We start from the raw sequence: 14,333 nt of genomic DNA, 5'->3' as shown, positions 1-14,333 counted from the left end.
GGATAATACCCACCTAACAAGATATGCTAAAGCTGTAGTAAGTTACGTTGTGCCCCGGCGCAAGTTTCAGTTTTCCTCTGGGTCAAGGCGATCGGCGGTATCGAACAAACCCGACGCACAGGAGGAGCACATGACGTTTCAGATTTATCCAACGCTCGACATCCCCGAGACGCTGGCCGCTGGCCCAGGACCGGGAAACACCGACGCACGTGTTTTGCAGGCGTTTGCCAGCGCCGGCGTTGCCGACCACATGCAGAGCGACGTGCTGCGTGGCATGATCGAATGCAAGCACATGCTGCGTCTGATCTGGGGCACCGCCAACACCCATACCTTCGCGGTTGCTGGCACCGGATGGAGTGGGCTGGACACCATGTTCTCGGCGGTGATGCCGGGTGACAAGGTTGTGACCTTCACCAATGGCACCTTCTCGGGCATCGATGCGATGACTCTGCGGATCAAGGCTGCAACACCGGAAGAGCACGCGACCAACCCTCTGGACCCACAAGCTGCGAGTGTCGCCGTTATTGAGGTTCCTCATGGCCAGCCCGTCACAGGCGAGATGGTCGAAGAGGTGTTGGCCACGCACAAACCGAAGTGGGCCTTCATGGCGCATTGGGAAACCGGGTCGGGTCGGGTCAACGACCTGCGTGGCTTCTCGGACGCCTGTGAACGCCACGATGTGATGGGTTTGATCGATGCCGTATCGTCGTTGGGTATCGCGGATTTCAGCATCGATGACTATCCGGGTGTCGCGGGATGGGCCTCGTGCCCGCAAAAAGGGCTGTGCTGCCTACCGCTGACCTATGCGCCGGTCAGCTTCACCGACGCCTATATCGACGCGCTGAAGACCTCCGGCGCCTATACATACGTCCACAACCCGATTTTCGAAGCACGCCACTGGGGCATCGTTGACGGGCAAGACGTGGAAAAGGGCACCTATCACCGTACCCATTCGGGCTATGCGGTCGCCGCCTTCCATGAATCGCTGCGCCTGACTCTGCAGGAAGGGTTGGCCAAACGTGCGCATTCCTATCGCACGCATGAGGCCGTCCTGCGCGACGCCGTCACCGCGATGGGTTGCCAGGTCACATCGGACATGCCCAGCCTTGTGGTGCTGAACCTGCCCGCAGAGCTGGCGGGTCGTGAGATGGAGTTGGTACAGAACTGCCGCGCCCGTGGCTTTGGCATCTGGCCCACGCTCAGCGCCCCGGTTCAAGTCCGTATCGGCATCCTGAACCAGCTAACCCACCAATCGGTCAGTCGCATCGTCAGGCTGTTCGCCCAGGCCATCCGCGAGATGGGCGGCTCGGTTGATTTCGAAGCCATCGAAGCACTTTTGGAAAGTCGCTACGGCACATCTATCGCTGCATAACGGGAGGGAATGCAGATGGATATCCATGAATATCAGGCGAAAGAACTTCTTTCGAATTTCGGCGTCGAGGTCCCTTCGGGGGCTTTGGCCTACAGCCCCGAGCAAGCGGCATATCGCGCGCGTGAGTTGGGTGGTGACAAGTGGGTTATTAAGGCGCAAGTCCATGCTGGCGGGCGTGGAAAGGCCGGTGGTGTAAAGCTGTGCAACTCGGAAAGCGAAATATACGAGGCTTGTGACGAGATGTTTGGCCGCAAGCTGGTGACGCACCAGACCGGCCCCGAGGGCAAAGGCATCTACCGCGTCTATGTGGAGGCCGCCGTACCGATTGATCGCGAGATTTATCTGGGCTTTGTACTGGATCGGTCCAGTCAGCGGGTGATGATAGTGGCCTCTTCGGAAGGTGGGATGGAGATCGAAGAAATCTCATCTGAGCGCCCCGACAGTATCGTCCGCTCAATCGTTGAACCTGCCGTTGGACTGCAGGAGTTTCAGGCCCGCGAAATAGCGTTTAATCTGGGGCTGGAACCTCGCCTAATTCAACACATGGTCCGTACCCTGCAGGGTTGCTATGCTGCGTTCAGCGAGCTGGACGCGACTATGGTCGAGATCAACCCGTTGGTCATCACTGGTGACGACCGTGTGCTGGCGTTGGACGCGAAGATGAGCTTTGACGACAATGCCCTGTTTCGCCATCCGCAGGTTGCTGAATTGCGCGACAAAAGTCAGGAAGACCCGCGCGAAAGCCGCGCGGCGGATCGCGGACTGTCTTATGTCGGACTGGACGGCAATATCGGCTGTATCGTGAACGGTGCCGGTTTAGCCATGGCCACGATGGACACCATCAAGCTGGCTGGGGGTGAACCTGCGAACTTTCTGGACATCGGTGGCGGTGCCTCGCCCGAGCGGGTGGCCAAGGCGTTCCGACTGGTACTGTCCGATGACAACGTTCAGGCGGTGCTGGTCAATATCTTCGCAGGCATCAACCGCTGTGACTGGGTGGCCGAGGGCGTAGTACAGGCGCTGCGCGAGTTGGAAATCGACCTGCCGGTCATCGTGCGTCTGGCGGGTACCAATGTCGAGGAAGGTCAGAAAATCCTGGCCAAATCGGGCCTGCCAATCATCCGCGCGACAACCCTTATGGAAGCCGCTGAACGCGCTGTGGGTGCATGGCGCAACGATCTGTCCCAAAACACCAAGATGAGGGCTGTGTAATGAGCATTCTTCTGGACCGCGACACCCGCGTTATCGTTCAGGGCATCACCGGACGCATGGCGCGCCTGCATACCAAGGATATGGTGCAATATGGCACCAACGTCGTTGGCGGCGTTGTTCCCGGCAAAGGCGGAGAGACCGTCGAAGGCGTACCCGTATTCGACACCGTCAAACAGGCGGTTGAGGCCACTGGCGCCGAGGCTAGCCTTGTCTTCGTGCCTCCGCCGTTTGCGGCGGATTCGATCATGGAGGCCGCAGATGCCGGTATTCGCTATTGCGTCTGCATCACCGACGGCATCCCCGCGCAGGACATGATCCGCGTAAAACGCTACATGTACCGCTATCCTAAGGACAAGCGCATGGTGCTGACCGGTCCGAACTGTGCCGGTACCATCAGCCCCGGTAAGGCGTTGCTGGGCATCATGCCGGGACATATCTACCTGCCAGGCAATGTGGGCATCATCGGACGTTCGGGCACGCTGGGTTACGAGGCCGCAGCGCAGTTGAAAGAGCGCGGCATCGGTGTCTCGACCAGCGTCGGCATCGGCGGTGATCCGATCAACGGCTCGTCCTTCCGCGATATCCTTGAGCGGTTCGAACAGGACGAAGACACCGAGGTCATAGCCATGATCGGCGAGATCGGCGGCCCTCAGGAAGCCGAGGCTGCAGAATACATCCGTGACCACGTCACCAAGCCTGTTGTGGCCTATGTCGCGGGTCTGACCGCGCCCAAGGGCCGGACCATGGGCCATGCTGGCGCGATCATCTCGGCCTTTGGCGAAAGTGCCAGCGAGAAGGTGGAAATCCTGTCGGCGGCTGGTGTGACGGTTGCTGAAAACCCCGCGGTGATCGGCGAGACTATCGCCCGTGTCATGGGAAAGGCTGCGTGATGGTCAAACCTTCGGTCCTTGTCACCCGTCGCTGGCCTGCCGCCGTCGAGGCGCAACTGGCCGAAAACTACAACGCCGTGCTGAATACCGGGGACAATCCGATGTCTCCGGCTGAACTCCGCGACGCGTTGAAGACATACGACGCGGTTCTGCCGACAGTGACAGATACACTGAGCGCCGAGGCGCTGGACGTACCAACCGCACAAACCAAGATTTTGGCGAACTACGGCGTGGGTTACAGCCACATCTGTGAACCGGCGGCCCGAGATCTGGGTATGACGGTCACGAACACGCCGGATGTCCTGTCCGAATGCACCGCTGATTTGGCCATGACGCTGCTGCTGATGGCCGCTCGGCGCGCGGGCGAGGGTGAACGCGAGCTGCGTGCTGGCGGCTGGACCGGCTGGCGTCCGACCCATTTGGTCGGCACCAAGGTCAGCGGCAAGACGCTGGGCATCATCGGCTTTGGCCGCATCGGTCAGGAAATGGCCCGCCGCGCTCATCACGGTTTCGGCATGAAAATTCTCGTACAGAACCGCAGCACCGTGTCGCCAGACGTACTGAAGCAATTCAACGCCACGCAAGTCGAGACAGTGGACGATCTGTTACCGCAGTGCGATTTCGTCTCGCTGCATTGCCCCGGCGGGGCCGCGAACCGGCACCTGATCAACGGGCGCAGGCTGGACTTGATGAAACCCGACGCCTTCCTGATCAACACCGCGCGCGGTGAGGTGGTGGACGAGCGCGCTTTGGTACAGTCGCTGATGTTCGACACGATCGGCGGGGCCGCGCTGGATGTGTTCGACGGCGAGCCACGCATCAGCCCCGACCTGCTGCAATGCGACAACCTCGTGATGCTGCCGCATCTGGGCAGCGCAACAAAAGAATCGCGCGAAGCCATGGGCTTTCGCGTGCTGGACAATCTGGGCGACTTCTTCGCTGGTCGCCCACCCCGTGACCGCGTGATCTGACGCACCCTTCTTCAAAGGAGCAAAACCCATGAGCTTTTATGCCATCGAACAGGCCCCCGCGCGCCTGAACCGCAGCGAACTCGCCGTGCCGGGCAGCCAGCCCGGCATGTTCGAAAAAGCCGCGAAATCGGATGTGGACGTGATCTTCCTAGATCTCGAAGACGCGGTAGCCCCGGATGAAAAAGAGCAGGCCCGCAAGAACATCATTCAAGCCCTGAACGATATCGACTGGGGCAGCAAGACAATGTCGGTGCGCATCAACGGGCTGGATACGCATTACATGTATCGCGACGTTGTGGATGTAGTCGAACAAGCCGGTGCGCGGCTGGACCTGATCATGATCCCCAAGGTCGGCACAGCGGCAGATGTCTATGCCGTCGATATGATGGTCACGCAGATCGAAGACGCGATGGGTTACAAGAAACGCATCGGGTTCGAGCATATCATCGAGACCGCTCTGGGCATGCAGAATGTCAGCGAAATCGCGGCGGCCTCGAACCGCAATGAGAGCCTGCACTTCGGTGTGGCGGACTATGCAGCCTCGACCCGCGCGCGGACCACGATCATCGGTGGTGTGAACCCCGACTATTCGGTTCTGACCGACCCGGATGGCGATGCTGCGCGCGCGACCCATTGGGGCGATATGTGGCACTACGCGCTCGCCCGTATGGTTGTCGCCGCCCGTGCCAACGGTCTGCGTCCGATTGATGGTCCGTTCGGTGATTTCCAGGATCCTGAAGGCTACAAGGCAGCTGCCAAAAGGGCGGCGGTGTTGGGCTGCGAAGGTAAATGGGCCATCCATCCCAGCCAGATCGCTCTGGCGAACGAGGTCATGTCACCCAGCGATGCCGAAGTCACCAAGGCGCAGCGTATCCTTGTTGCTATGGCCGAGGCCGAGACCGCAGGCAAAGGTGCGGTGTCGCTGGATGGTCGTCTGATCGACTATGCCTCGATCCGCCAGGCGGAGGTCATGGTCGAAAAGGCTCGCCAGATTGCGGCAGCGTGATTTTAGCCCGCATTGGGCACTGAAGTAGGGGTGCGCGCGCTTGCCTCGGCAGGTCCGGGGCAGGCAACATCTGCAGACTTCGGTGGTCATTCATTCGATATGGCTGAAGTCTGCAACACACTACCCTGAACACTCACAGCCTTGCCTGAAAACGATGTTTTTCGGACCAAACCAGATAGGTTCTGTCGCAATCTACGATCCCAATTGTCGCTTGCAAGGTAGTTCTTTTGGCGGCGTTCGCAAAACAGACAGGAGCGGTACGTACTGATCTTACTCAAGGGTGCACATTTTCCTGATGAAGTGATCTTCCACGCGGTTTTCCGCTACCTGCGCTAGCGTGTTTCTTGCCGGGACCCAGAAGAAACCATGTCGGAGCGGAGCGTAGTCTTGGACCACGCTGCACTGAACCGCCTTTTGAAGGAGACCAATAGCAGACCGTCAACTGGATAATACCTTTCGCCAAACAGGCGCCAGATCCACCAAGGTCAATGGTCAAAAGATTGCAACGGGTCCCGTTACGACAGAACCGGCTTCTATAAAGTGGCAACGGCGCAAACGCGGTTTTGAACCATGTCAATTTTGACGACGACAGCAGGGGGCCAAGACGTTCAATCAGTGTCGCATGATAGGTATTAAGCCAGATGACCTAAGCCTCGGTCAAAAACTGAATCTGCAGCATGGTGGTTTGAACAGGGCACCATGTCAGGTTCGAAAGCTGCATGAACCCGTCATCGACTCGTAAGATCTCGAACAGGTTTACGATCCGGATACCGAACTATTCGGGCACATAAGAGCCTGGTTCGCAATGAAGGGCGATCTTGTGACCGAACGTGATGCCGAGTAAGCGCATTCTGCGCTTCCGACAAGCGTCATCAGCTCATTTTATACTGACTCACAACTACACGGGTTATCCAATGGTTCGTCAGGCACGTGGCATGGTGCGTGCGGGCGAGCTGGGCAAGCTGCGGTTGGTGCAAGTGGAATATGCGCAAGACTGGCTGGCCGTACCCACCGCATCGGACAACAAGCAGTCCGACCGGCGCACCGACCCAATTCGGTCCGGTGCTGGTGTAATTGGTGATATCGGTACTCACGCGTTCAATCTGGCACATTTTGTAACTGCGAAGTGCCATCGCACCTTGCCGCTGACCTTTCAAGCTTGGTTCCGGGCCGCCAGGTGGACGACAACGCCCACGTCTTGATGCGCTATGCTAGTGGCGCGCGTGGAATGCTATGGGCCAGTCACGTGGCCGTGGGAAACGAAAACGGCCTGCGTTTGCGGGTTTATGGCGAACGTGGTGGTCTGGAGTGGTCACAGGAACACCCTAACCACCTACAATTCACCCGCGTTGGCCAGCCTATGCAGCTCCTGACACGTGGATCAGGATCGGTGCTGCCGCAAGCCGCCCAACGAGCAACTCGTATCCCTCCGGGCCACCCTGAAGGATATTTGGAAGGCTTTGCAACCCTCTACGCCGAGGCCGCCGAACTGATCCGATGTGAGGATAAGGCGGACCACTTACTGCCCGGTCTTTTTGACGGTTTGTTGGGTATGGCGTTTATCTCAAGCGTACTGGCATCGGCCAAGACGAAGGCCGATGGTGCCGCATGAGTGCATAAGGGTTCTGCAGCGAAGCCTCCTGAAGTTTTAAGAAATGCATCTGACCTGCGGTATAAAGTGGTCAGTTCTTTGAGTTTTTGAAAGGAACAGACTCCAAGCGTTAGCTGACCTTTACGGATCATGTGCGCGACCTCGATTGTCGGCAAAAAAGTGCGGGGCGATACTTGTAGTAAAGCGTCCACATTGGCTGACATTGTCGCAAACAACTTCAAACTGGAATACAGATTTGAATCAGTTTCAGTTTGCTCACACCTTTGATGGGTTGGCATTGAGGGCCAGACAGAAAATGGCCTCCGAAATACCGGAGGCCAATCAAAGATATTAGCTCAACCTCTACTCGGCCGGCATAGTCGTTGCGTCAGCTGAGATTGTTGTCGCGATGCCCGCTGCTTCGCGCCGCCCATCATTCCAGATTGCTTTGATCAGTGCGATGCACATCAACGCCATTACAATAGAGAAGGGCAATGCACCTATCACCATTGCAGTCTGAATTGCTCCGGTACCACCTGAGACAAGCAAGCCCCCGACAACAAGTGCCAGAGCTGCGCCCCAGAACATGATGTGAGGCCTTGCCTTGGGACCTTCGTCGCCAGCTGCGTTGATCGTATTCACGATCAGCACGGCCGAGTCTGCAGACGTGACAAGGAAGGTCATCAGCAGGACAACGATCACCGCGGCCATTGCCCACGCCAATGCTTCTGCAATCGGAGCAAGCATGTGTTCTGTCATCGCGAAGATTTTGTCGCCGTTCGCCGCATCCAGGATGACGCCGTTTGCGTCTCCGTTCAGTTCCAGGTCGATTGCCGTGCCTCCGGCCCAGGCGAACCAGACAAAGCACATTAGTGCGGGAACAATCATCGCGCCCAACACGAACTCACGGATTGTCCGGCCTCTGGAAATCCGCGCCAGGAACAAACCGACGAAAGGCGCGAACGCGATCCACCACGCCCAATAGAAGACCGGCCACCAGCCTTGCCACTGCGCTAGAAGGAACGCTTCCGACCCTTCAACACCATCAGATGTGTATACGTTTAAGCTCAGCCATGGCAGCGCGACCACATAGTCCCATATGCCTACAAAAAACGCTTTGGCGCCAAAGAAGGTCGCTCCGAACAGGATGAAGAACCCCAGAAGGAAGATCGACAGGCCCATATTGATGTTCGAAAGCCATTTGATGCCCTTGCCAACACCGGACAGAGCCGACAAGGTCGACGCGCCCATGATGACAAGCAGAGCGACGACGATACCCAAGTTTGTCGCAGAACCATCGGGCTGTGCGAGCCCACCGATGCCGATGCGTGTGAGACCTGCAACGAACTGTTCAACACCGAAGCCGAGCGTCTGGGCTACCCCAAGAATAGTGGCGACAACGGCGACGATGTCGATCAGATGACCGAGGTTGCCCGACAGTGATTTACCAAACAGTGGGGTCAATGAGGAGCGGATCGTTAGCGGCAGTCCGCGACGATAGCTGAAGAAAGCAAGCGCCAAGCCGGCTATCGCATAGCATGCCCACGCCCCGAAACCCCAATGCAGGTATGACCAAACATACGCCGTTCGGACATTGTCTGCATCCAGTGCAGTCGTCACCCCCTGAATAACGGACGGATTGTTCTCGAAATGCGCTACAGGTTCGGCGACCGCCCAAGTTAACATTCCGACACCGATGCCCGCGCCAAACATCATCGAGAACCAGGAAAAGTTAGAGAACTCGGGTTTCTCGCCCTCTACGCCAAGTTTCATACGTCCAGCAGTTGGCCAGATGGCCAGCCCAATACAGACGATGACAAACCCGGTAACAACCCAGATATACCAGGCAGCAAACTGCGAAAGAATGGCGGCATTCCAATCGCCAAGAATTCTACCAGCCTGTGTTGGCCAGACTATGCACCAAACAACCAGCAGGCTGATGACGATCTTGCTGATCACCGTCACGTTGACGCTGAACCCCCGGTAAAAACCGTTGTCAGCGGTTTTTATCGGAAGTTCCGATAGCGGTGGTTTCATTGACATTTGTATTCCTCCCTTTGAATCTCCACTTCACGCGTCGAGCGCGACCGGGCCTTTCGGCCAACTGCAACAGGCCAGCACATACCCTTGCTCGGTATCACCGGGTTGCAGGCCGCCCATGTCCTGCATCTCAACATCGCCCTGAGTGAGGCGCACTTTGCAGTTGCCGCAAACGCCCTGCTGGCAGGCCGAGTCGATCCAGACGCCTGCGTTCAGCGCAGCCTCTAGCAAGGTCTCGCCCTCGGCGGCATGACCGTGCAGACCGCTGAGTGAGAAATAGACCTCACCCCCCGTGCCGCTGCTTTCTTCGATAGTGATCTTTTCGCCAAAGCTTTCTTCGTGGACAGCGGCAAACGGAATGACAGAAGCCACATCACGGGCTGCTTTCATGAACCCTTCGGGACCGCACATGAAAATGCTGCGCTCGGCGTGATCAGGCACAAGTCGCTGCAGCAAATCTGCCGATATCTGACCGATTTCACCCTCAAACCCATCATTCGCTTCATCCACAATGGTATGGATGGTCACGTTGGCGAAGCGTCGGTTCAAAAACTCAAGCTGGTCGCGGAAAATGATGTCCCTAGGCGAGCGAGCGAAATGCACGAAAACGATGTCTTTCGGCAAGGTCACGTCGGTGACGTATTGCAGCATCGACATGACCGGGGTGACACCCGAGCCACCGGACAGGAACAATGGCTTATCGCTGGGGATATCCACCCAGTTGAAGCCACCGGTGATATCTGCAATCTCGATCTCTGTTCCGGGGACCATCTGATCGTTCAGATAGTTGGACACAACCCCACCGGGCACGCGCTTGACGGTGACCTGAATGTTGTGGGGCCGGGTCGGCGTGGACGAGATCGAATAGGCGCGTACATGCTGCTTGCCCTCGATCTCGAAACAGAAGGTCACGTATTGGCCTGGTTTGAAGTCGAAGCTGCGGCTTTGCGTGTCTTCAAAGACGAAGGTCTTGCTGTCATGCGTTTCATCGATCACCGCTTTGCAGGTCAAAGTGGCAGGCCCACCTGCGTAGCAGGGTTGGTTGTTGGCTGAACTCAGGGAAAACGGACTGTCCGTCGCAACGAGCATCTTGCGGAAACCTCCAGAATAGGGTTCGCGCGAGGATAATGGTGCGAGGGGGCTGAAAAACGGTGCAGAATTGCGGTATCAATCGGTTAAAGCGATTGATCTGTGTTGGATTAGTTCTTTGAACAGGGTGACAGCTTGCGCCACCAGCGGATCATGGCGTTTTCGAACGTGCACGATGGAATAGATGGGCTGTGGGATCACCGGTGCGTCAGTAACCTGTTGCAATGTTGGATACTCGGCACACAGACCCGGTGCGGCAAATCCGGGGAAATATGCCGTTCCGCCGCTGGCTTTTAGGAAATCCAAAGCCAGATCATTGCTGCCCACCAGGGTCGAGCTTTGCGGCTGATCCAAAAACGCCTCGTCATGCTGGCGGTCAAAATATGATGTGTAGGCTACCTGAATGTAGCGCGTCCATGGAACGTCCTCGATACGGTCACAATCGGTGGACAGCATTACATAGCTTTCGCTGCCCAATTCGCTGACAAACATGTCAGGCGCCCGCTGCGGGACAAAAACAATACCGATATCGGTCTCGCCGGTCAGAACATCCCGCTGTATCTGTTGTGAGAAATTCGCCTCGAGATACAGGTCAAGATACGGGTTTCTTTCCCTGACTGCCTTAGTCCAGTCTATCAGCACGGATCGGGCCAAACTGAACTGAACTGATATACGCAAGCGTTGCCTGTTGCCGCTGCCACCCGCCTCAACATCGCGTCGTGCCAGACTCCAAGCAGCCAGAAGTGACCGGCAATGGGTCTCAAAGCGGCGCCCGGCGGCCGTGGGTTCAGCCCCGCCGCGCCCCCGTTCGAACAGACGCGTGTCCAGCTCCTGCTCCAACTGACGGATGCGAGCGCTGACCGTGGATTGGGTCACATTCAGACGTTCGGCGGTGCGGTTGAAGTTCCGCGTTTCCAGAACATCCATGTAGGTCACTAAAAGCTGGCGATTCATTTAATCGGTAATCCCGATCGATAGGTACGTTTCAATTGTATTTATTTGCCAAAGTTTCGCAGATATCAAGCATCGTTGAACAAGATGTAAGCCCGCCCTTTTGGCGCTAGCAACAGGAGAAGTTCATGTTCATCGTCGATTGCGACTGCCACAACTATTGGTGCAGCGCCACGGTTCTGGAACCCTACATGGAAGGTCTTTTCAAGGACATGTTCGTCCGGGGTGAACGCACCGGCCCACGTGGTGCATTCCCACATGGCCATCGTCCCTGGTTCCATCCCGAAGGCTTTGCACGTCATGATGTGAACCCGGTTGAGGAAGACGACAACTACTTGATAATGAAGGAAAAGCACCTCGATAAATACAGTATCGACGTTGCGATCCTGACCGGCGACGAACCGATCGAAGCCTCAACGCTGGCCAACCCTTATTACGCCAATGCGCTGTGCAAAGCCTATAACGACTACATGATCGACTACTGGCTGCCCAAGGACGAGCGGTTCTGGGGCTCGATCGTGGTGGCACCGCAGGACCCGCATCTGGCCGCCGCTGAAATCCGCCGGGTTGGCGGCCACCCCCGTGTCGTTCAAGTTTTGGTGAGCCACGGTGCCGCACGCCCTTATGGCGACCCGTTCTATCACCCGATCTATGAGGCTTGCGCCGAAATGGGCTTGCCATTCGCTATGCATCTCGGCGGACAGGGCGGCATCAACTCGACCCCCATCGGGGCCGGGCCTTCGACCTTCTTCTGGGAAACCCACGCGATACTGCCGCAGACGGCCATGACCCACATGGCCAGCCTGATCGCCCACGGCGTGTTTGAGAAATGGCCGGGCTTGAAAGTGGTAATAATCGAATGTGGCGTCGCCTGGGTGCCCTCGGTTCTTTGGCGTTTAGATGCGAACTACAAGGCGCTGCGAAAGGAAACGCCGTGGCTCAAGCGTCTGCCGTCCGAGTACTTCAAGTCGAACATCCGCATGTCGACCCAGCCGTTGGAGCAGCCCGCGAATATCCAGCACCTGTGGGCCACGCTTGAGGCGATGGATGGAGAGAACACCCTGATGTTCGCGTCGGACTATCCGCATTGGGACTACGACGACGTCAACAAGCTGCATGTCCCGCCCGCATGGCGCGAGAAGATCTTCGGACTCAATGCGTTGGACGTATATACCCGTCTGCCACGCCCGATGGCGCATGCCGCCGAATAAAGAAGGAGACATCGACCATGGCAAACAAGTATTTCGCCTGCAAAACTGATGAAGTCCCCAGCGACGCGGCAAAGATCGTCACAGTTTCGAACATGCCCATCGGCGTTTTCAAACTCGACGACGGTTATCACGCTTTGCTCAACATCTGTCCTCACAAAGGTGCGGCCCTCTGCGAAGGCCCGGTCTGCGGTACGACCCGCCAAACGGACTCAACCGAATTTGTCTATGATCGCGCCGGTGAAATCGTCCGTTGCGCCTGGCACGGTTGGGAATTCGACATTCGCAGCGGTGAGTTTCTTGTGGATTCGTCCATTAAAACGAGACGCTTCGATGTATCAGTAGAGGGCAGTGATCTCTTCGTGCATCTGTAAGAAGCGGGTTTCACGACGAAGGTCAGAAATATTAGGCAGTTCAATCTTTCCTCCCAGCTGCCTGCGCTGGCATTGTCTAGGCATAGGCAATGCCAGTTTTATTTTTGAAACCGGAGATCTATCGCTGTGCTTTTCGTATTGGCTTGGAGGATGGCTATATGCACGTTCTGATTGGCCTACAGGAGGGCGCTCACCCTGGCCAGATATTCAATGAAAACAATTCATGGCTTGGCTAAGCCATTCTTACCAGCGCCCAAAACTATTTGTTTGATTGGCTTCATGAGGCATTGGGCATTTGCCACTTTTATGTCCCAGAAAATAGCAGACCGCGTAAATAGCTGTTCAAGGCCTTCTTGAAAACCATTGGGCTCATGAGATTTTCAAACTAAGGAAATGCATTTGAGCCCATATTTTACACGCCAATTCAGGTCCATTCGCAATTATCCCGCTTCCTCTGATCTACTGCAGTATAGAGTATTCAACTACAGCGGATTTACGTCTCAGTAATTCAGGCCGAGCGACGCAGCCCATCGGTTAAACGTTTTATTAAGAACGCTTAATAATCAAACCCTTCCATAGGGTTTGCGCAATGGCTGAATACATAGTTTTCCGAGGAGCAATCAATGGAGGTCGCTGAAATGAATGTTGTGAACACAACTCATTGGCCGTTCGGGTCAGAGGAGAGTTTCATCTTGTCGACCGAACCAGGCCTAGCTTCGCAAGGCGGCGTATCTAGTTCGATTGATCAAGTCGATTTGCCTTTTTTGAACCTCGATCCCCATGATCTCGAAGGGAAAGAAGATCTGCCGGATATCGAACTGCGCGGGTTTTGGGACGGGGTGATCGACAGCACGGTCAGCGCGTATCAGGGCGCTGGGTCTCACGAGGTTGAGTTCAGTCTTTCGATGGTGAACTACGAGATCGCGACACGCGGAAGCGCCACGCTCATTTCCGAGCTGTACCATACACAGCAAGTCGCGCTTGAAACCATAAGCATGCATGGAACGGACATACCTGTTTCTTATGAGGCCCGGTCCGCCTTTGGATTTGAGGGCGTTCACATTAGTCAGGCAGCACAGTTTCAGCATCTGTCTATAGCCAGCGAACTGGGGGAGATGTTCGATGTGCATGGGTTCGATGTAAATGGCGATCTGGTTCTGGCGTCATACGGCTATTACGAGGTCGTCGAGATCGCAGGCAAGCTTCATCAAAACGGAATTTCTGATTTTGCGCTGAGTTTTGAGGTGTCGTTCGAGCTCGAAATGAATGAGACCGGTCTTTATGAAGTATTTGCTGCGGTCTCGTTCGATGGCCAAATTGACTTTAACGACGGAATGTCGCGCTTTTTTGAGTTTGAAGAGGATATGTATTTCCCAGCTCGCGATCTGGGGAGTGTGGAATTTGGCCCTTTGCCAGATGGCTTGTTCCAACAACTGGCGATGTTCCAGGCTCATATGGGTGACGCCTGGGACGAGTTGGTGAGTTTGAACGATCAGCTTGAGGCGGCGTTTCTGCAGCTTCGTGAAGACGAGCACTATGATGAGTGGGATTTAGCCGGGCAGGGGATTGAAAATCCGTTCACTTTCGATTTGCCGCCAGTGGATCAGTGGCTATAACGATTTGGACATT

Annotated in this window: 13 protein-coding genes; 10 read left to right on the top strand and 3 right to left on the bottom strand. The window is 56.3% G+C overall.

Annotated elements, in window-relative coordinates:
* Positions 1-130: 130 nt before the first annotated feature.
* The 7 genes from ACR0BI_RS04175 (at position 131) to ACR0BI_RS04145 (ending at position 7,063) form a co-directional block, all read left to right on the top strand.
* Positions 131-1,372: a pyridoxal-phosphate-dependent aminotransferase family protein gene (locus ACR0BI_RS04175; RefSeq protein WP_480561379.1), complete on the top strand. Its 1,242-nt coding sequence runs from the start codon at positions 131-133 to the stop codon at positions 1,370-1,372.
* 15 nt (positions 1,373-1,387) lie between these two features.
* The gene (locus ACR0BI_RS04170) at positions 1,388-2,584 is read left to right on the top strand and encodes a malate--CoA ligase subunit beta (protein WP_170396612.1); all 1,197 of its coding nucleotides are present in this window, start codon (positions 1,388-1,390) and stop codon (positions 2,582-2,584) included.
* Complete coding sequence (gene sucD / locus ACR0BI_RS04165; RefSeq protein WP_170613799.1) at positions 2,584-3,474, top strand: succinate--CoA ligase subunit alpha; 891 nt, start codon at positions 2,584-2,586, stop codon at positions 3,472-3,474. The genes ACR0BI_RS04170 and sucD overlap by 1 nt, the downstream gene beginning before the upstream one ends.
* Positions 3,474-4,445, top strand: a complete 972-nt coding sequence (locus ACR0BI_RS04160) for a 2-hydroxyacid dehydrogenase (RefSeq protein WP_170637475.1) — start codon at positions 3,474-3,476, stop codon at positions 4,443-4,445. The genes sucD and ACR0BI_RS04160 overlap by 1 nt, the downstream gene beginning before the upstream one ends.
* Positions 4,446-4,473: 28 nt before the next feature.
* The gene (locus ACR0BI_RS04155; RefSeq protein WP_480561380.1) at positions 4,474-5,451 is read left to right on the top strand and encodes an HpcH/HpaI aldolase/citrate lyase family protein; all 978 of its coding nucleotides are present in this window, start codon (positions 4,474-4,476) and stop codon (positions 5,449-5,451) included.
* A 914-nt stretch (positions 5,452-6,365) separates the two neighbouring features.
* On the top strand, positions 6,366-6,653 hold the full coding sequence (locus ACR0BI_RS04150) for a Gfo/Idh/MocA family protein (RefSeq protein ID WP_480459296.1): 288 nt from the start codon (positions 6,366-6,368) through the stop codon (positions 6,651-6,653).
* The gene (locus ACR0BI_RS04145) at positions 6,629-7,063 is read left to right on the top strand and encodes a Gfo/Idh/MocA family oxidoreductase (protein ID WP_480459297.1); all 435 of its coding nucleotides are present in this window, start codon (positions 6,629-6,631) and stop codon (positions 7,061-7,063) included. Before ACR0BI_RS04150 ends, ACR0BI_RS04145 begins: the two co-directional genes overlap by 25 nt.
* Positions 7,064-7,405: 342 nt before the next feature.
* Here ACR0BI_RS04145 and ACR0BI_RS04140 read toward each other — a convergent pair whose 3' ends face one another.
* The 3 genes from ACR0BI_RS04140 to ACR0BI_RS04130 all read right to left on the bottom strand — a co-directional run bounded on the left by ACR0BI_RS04140 (position 7,406) and on the right by ACR0BI_RS04130 (position 11,125).
* On the bottom strand, positions 7,406-9,085 hold the full coding sequence (locus ACR0BI_RS04140) for a BCCT family transporter (protein ID WP_170598141.1): 1,680 nt from the start codon (positions 9,083-9,085) through the stop codon (positions 7,406-7,408).
* A 27-nt stretch (positions 9,086-9,112) separates the two neighbouring features.
* Positions 9,113-10,171: a hybrid-cluster NAD(P)-dependent oxidoreductase gene (locus ACR0BI_RS04135; RefSeq protein ID WP_170626693.1), complete on the bottom strand. Its 1,059-nt coding sequence runs from the start codon at positions 10,169-10,171 to the stop codon at positions 9,113-9,115.
* 78 nt (positions 10,172-10,249) lie between these two features.
* Positions 10,250-11,125 (bottom strand): LysR family transcriptional regulator, encoded by an 876-nt coding sequence (locus tag ACR0BI_RS04130; protein WP_170396625.1) that lies wholly within the window; start codon positions 11,123-11,125, stop codon positions 10,250-10,252.
* A 125-nt stretch (positions 11,126-11,250) separates the two neighbouring features.
* Between ACR0BI_RS04130 and ACR0BI_RS04125 the strand changes: the two genes are divergently transcribed.
* The 3 genes from ACR0BI_RS04125 to ACR0BI_RS04115 all read left to right on the top strand — a co-directional run bounded on the left by ACR0BI_RS04125 (position 11,251) and on the right by ACR0BI_RS04115 (position 14,320).
* Positions 11,251-12,333: an amidohydrolase family protein gene (locus ACR0BI_RS04125; RefSeq protein WP_223117916.1), complete on the top strand. Its 1,083-nt coding sequence runs from the start codon at positions 11,251-11,253 to the stop codon at positions 12,331-12,333.
* Positions 12,334-12,350: 17 nt separating this feature from the next.
* Complete coding sequence (locus ACR0BI_RS04120) at positions 12,351-12,704, top strand: Rieske (2Fe-2S) protein (protein WP_170396629.1); 354 nt, start codon at positions 12,351-12,353, stop codon at positions 12,702-12,704.
* 623 nt (positions 12,705-13,327) lie between these two features.
* A complete protein-coding gene (locus ACR0BI_RS04115; RefSeq protein ID WP_480561381.1) occupies positions 13,328-14,320 on the top strand; it encodes a hypothetical protein in 993 nt (330 codons plus the stop codon).
* The last annotated feature ends 13 nt before the right edge of the window (positions 14,321-14,333 follow it).

The sequence above is a fragment of the Ruegeria sp. E5 genome (genome assembly GCF_056534105.1).
The sequence above is the reverse complement of the archived record's forward strand: the minus strand, read 5'-3'. Positions and strand labels throughout refer to the sequence as shown.

Excerpts from the sequence above, each read along its gene's own strand:
- ACR0BI_RS04175 (WP_480561379.1), top strand. The coding sequence starts at position 131 with ATGACGTTTCAGATTTATCCAACGCTCGACATCCCCGAGACGCTGGCC.
- ACR0BI_RS04170 (WP_170396612.1), top strand. The coding sequence starts at position 1,388 with ATGGATATCCATGAATATCAGGCGAAAGAACTTCTTTCGAATTTCGGC.
- sucD (WP_170613799.1), top strand. The coding sequence starts at position 2,584 with ATGAGCATTCTTCTGGACCGCGACACCCGCGTTATCGTTCAGGGCATC.
- ACR0BI_RS04160 (WP_170637475.1), top strand. The coding sequence starts at position 3,474 with ATGGTCAAACCTTCGGTCCTTGTCACCCGTCGCTGGCCTGCCGCCGTC.
- ACR0BI_RS04155 (WP_480561380.1), top strand. The coding sequence starts at position 4,474 with ATGAGCTTTTATGCCATCGAACAGGCCCCCGCGCGCCTGAACCGCAGC.
- ACR0BI_RS04150 (WP_480459296.1), top strand. The coding sequence starts at position 6,366 with ATGGTTCGTCAGGCACGTGGCATGGTGCGTGCGGGCGAGCTGGGCAAG.
- ACR0BI_RS04140 (WP_170598141.1), bottom strand. The coding sequence starts at position 9,085 with ATGTCAATGAAACCACCGCTATCGGAACTTCCGATAAAAACCGCTGAC.
- ACR0BI_RS04135 (WP_170626693.1), bottom strand. The coding sequence starts at position 10,171 with ATGCTCGTTGCGACGGACAGTCCGTTTTCCCTGAGTTCAGCCAACAAC.
- ACR0BI_RS04130 (WP_170396625.1), bottom strand. The coding sequence starts at position 11,125 with ATGAATCGCCAGCTTTTAGTGACCTACATGGATGTTCTGGAAACGCGG.
- ACR0BI_RS04125 (WP_223117916.1), top strand. The coding sequence starts at position 11,251 with ATGTTCATCGTCGATTGCGACTGCCACAACTATTGGTGCAGCGCCACG.
- ACR0BI_RS04120 (WP_170396629.1), top strand. The coding sequence starts at position 12,351 with ATGGCAAACAAGTATTTCGCCTGCAAAACTGATGAAGTCCCCAGCGAC.
- ACR0BI_RS04115 (WP_480561381.1), top strand. The coding sequence starts at position 13,328 with ATGGAGGTCGCTGAAATGAATGTTGTGAACACAACTCATTGGCCGTTC.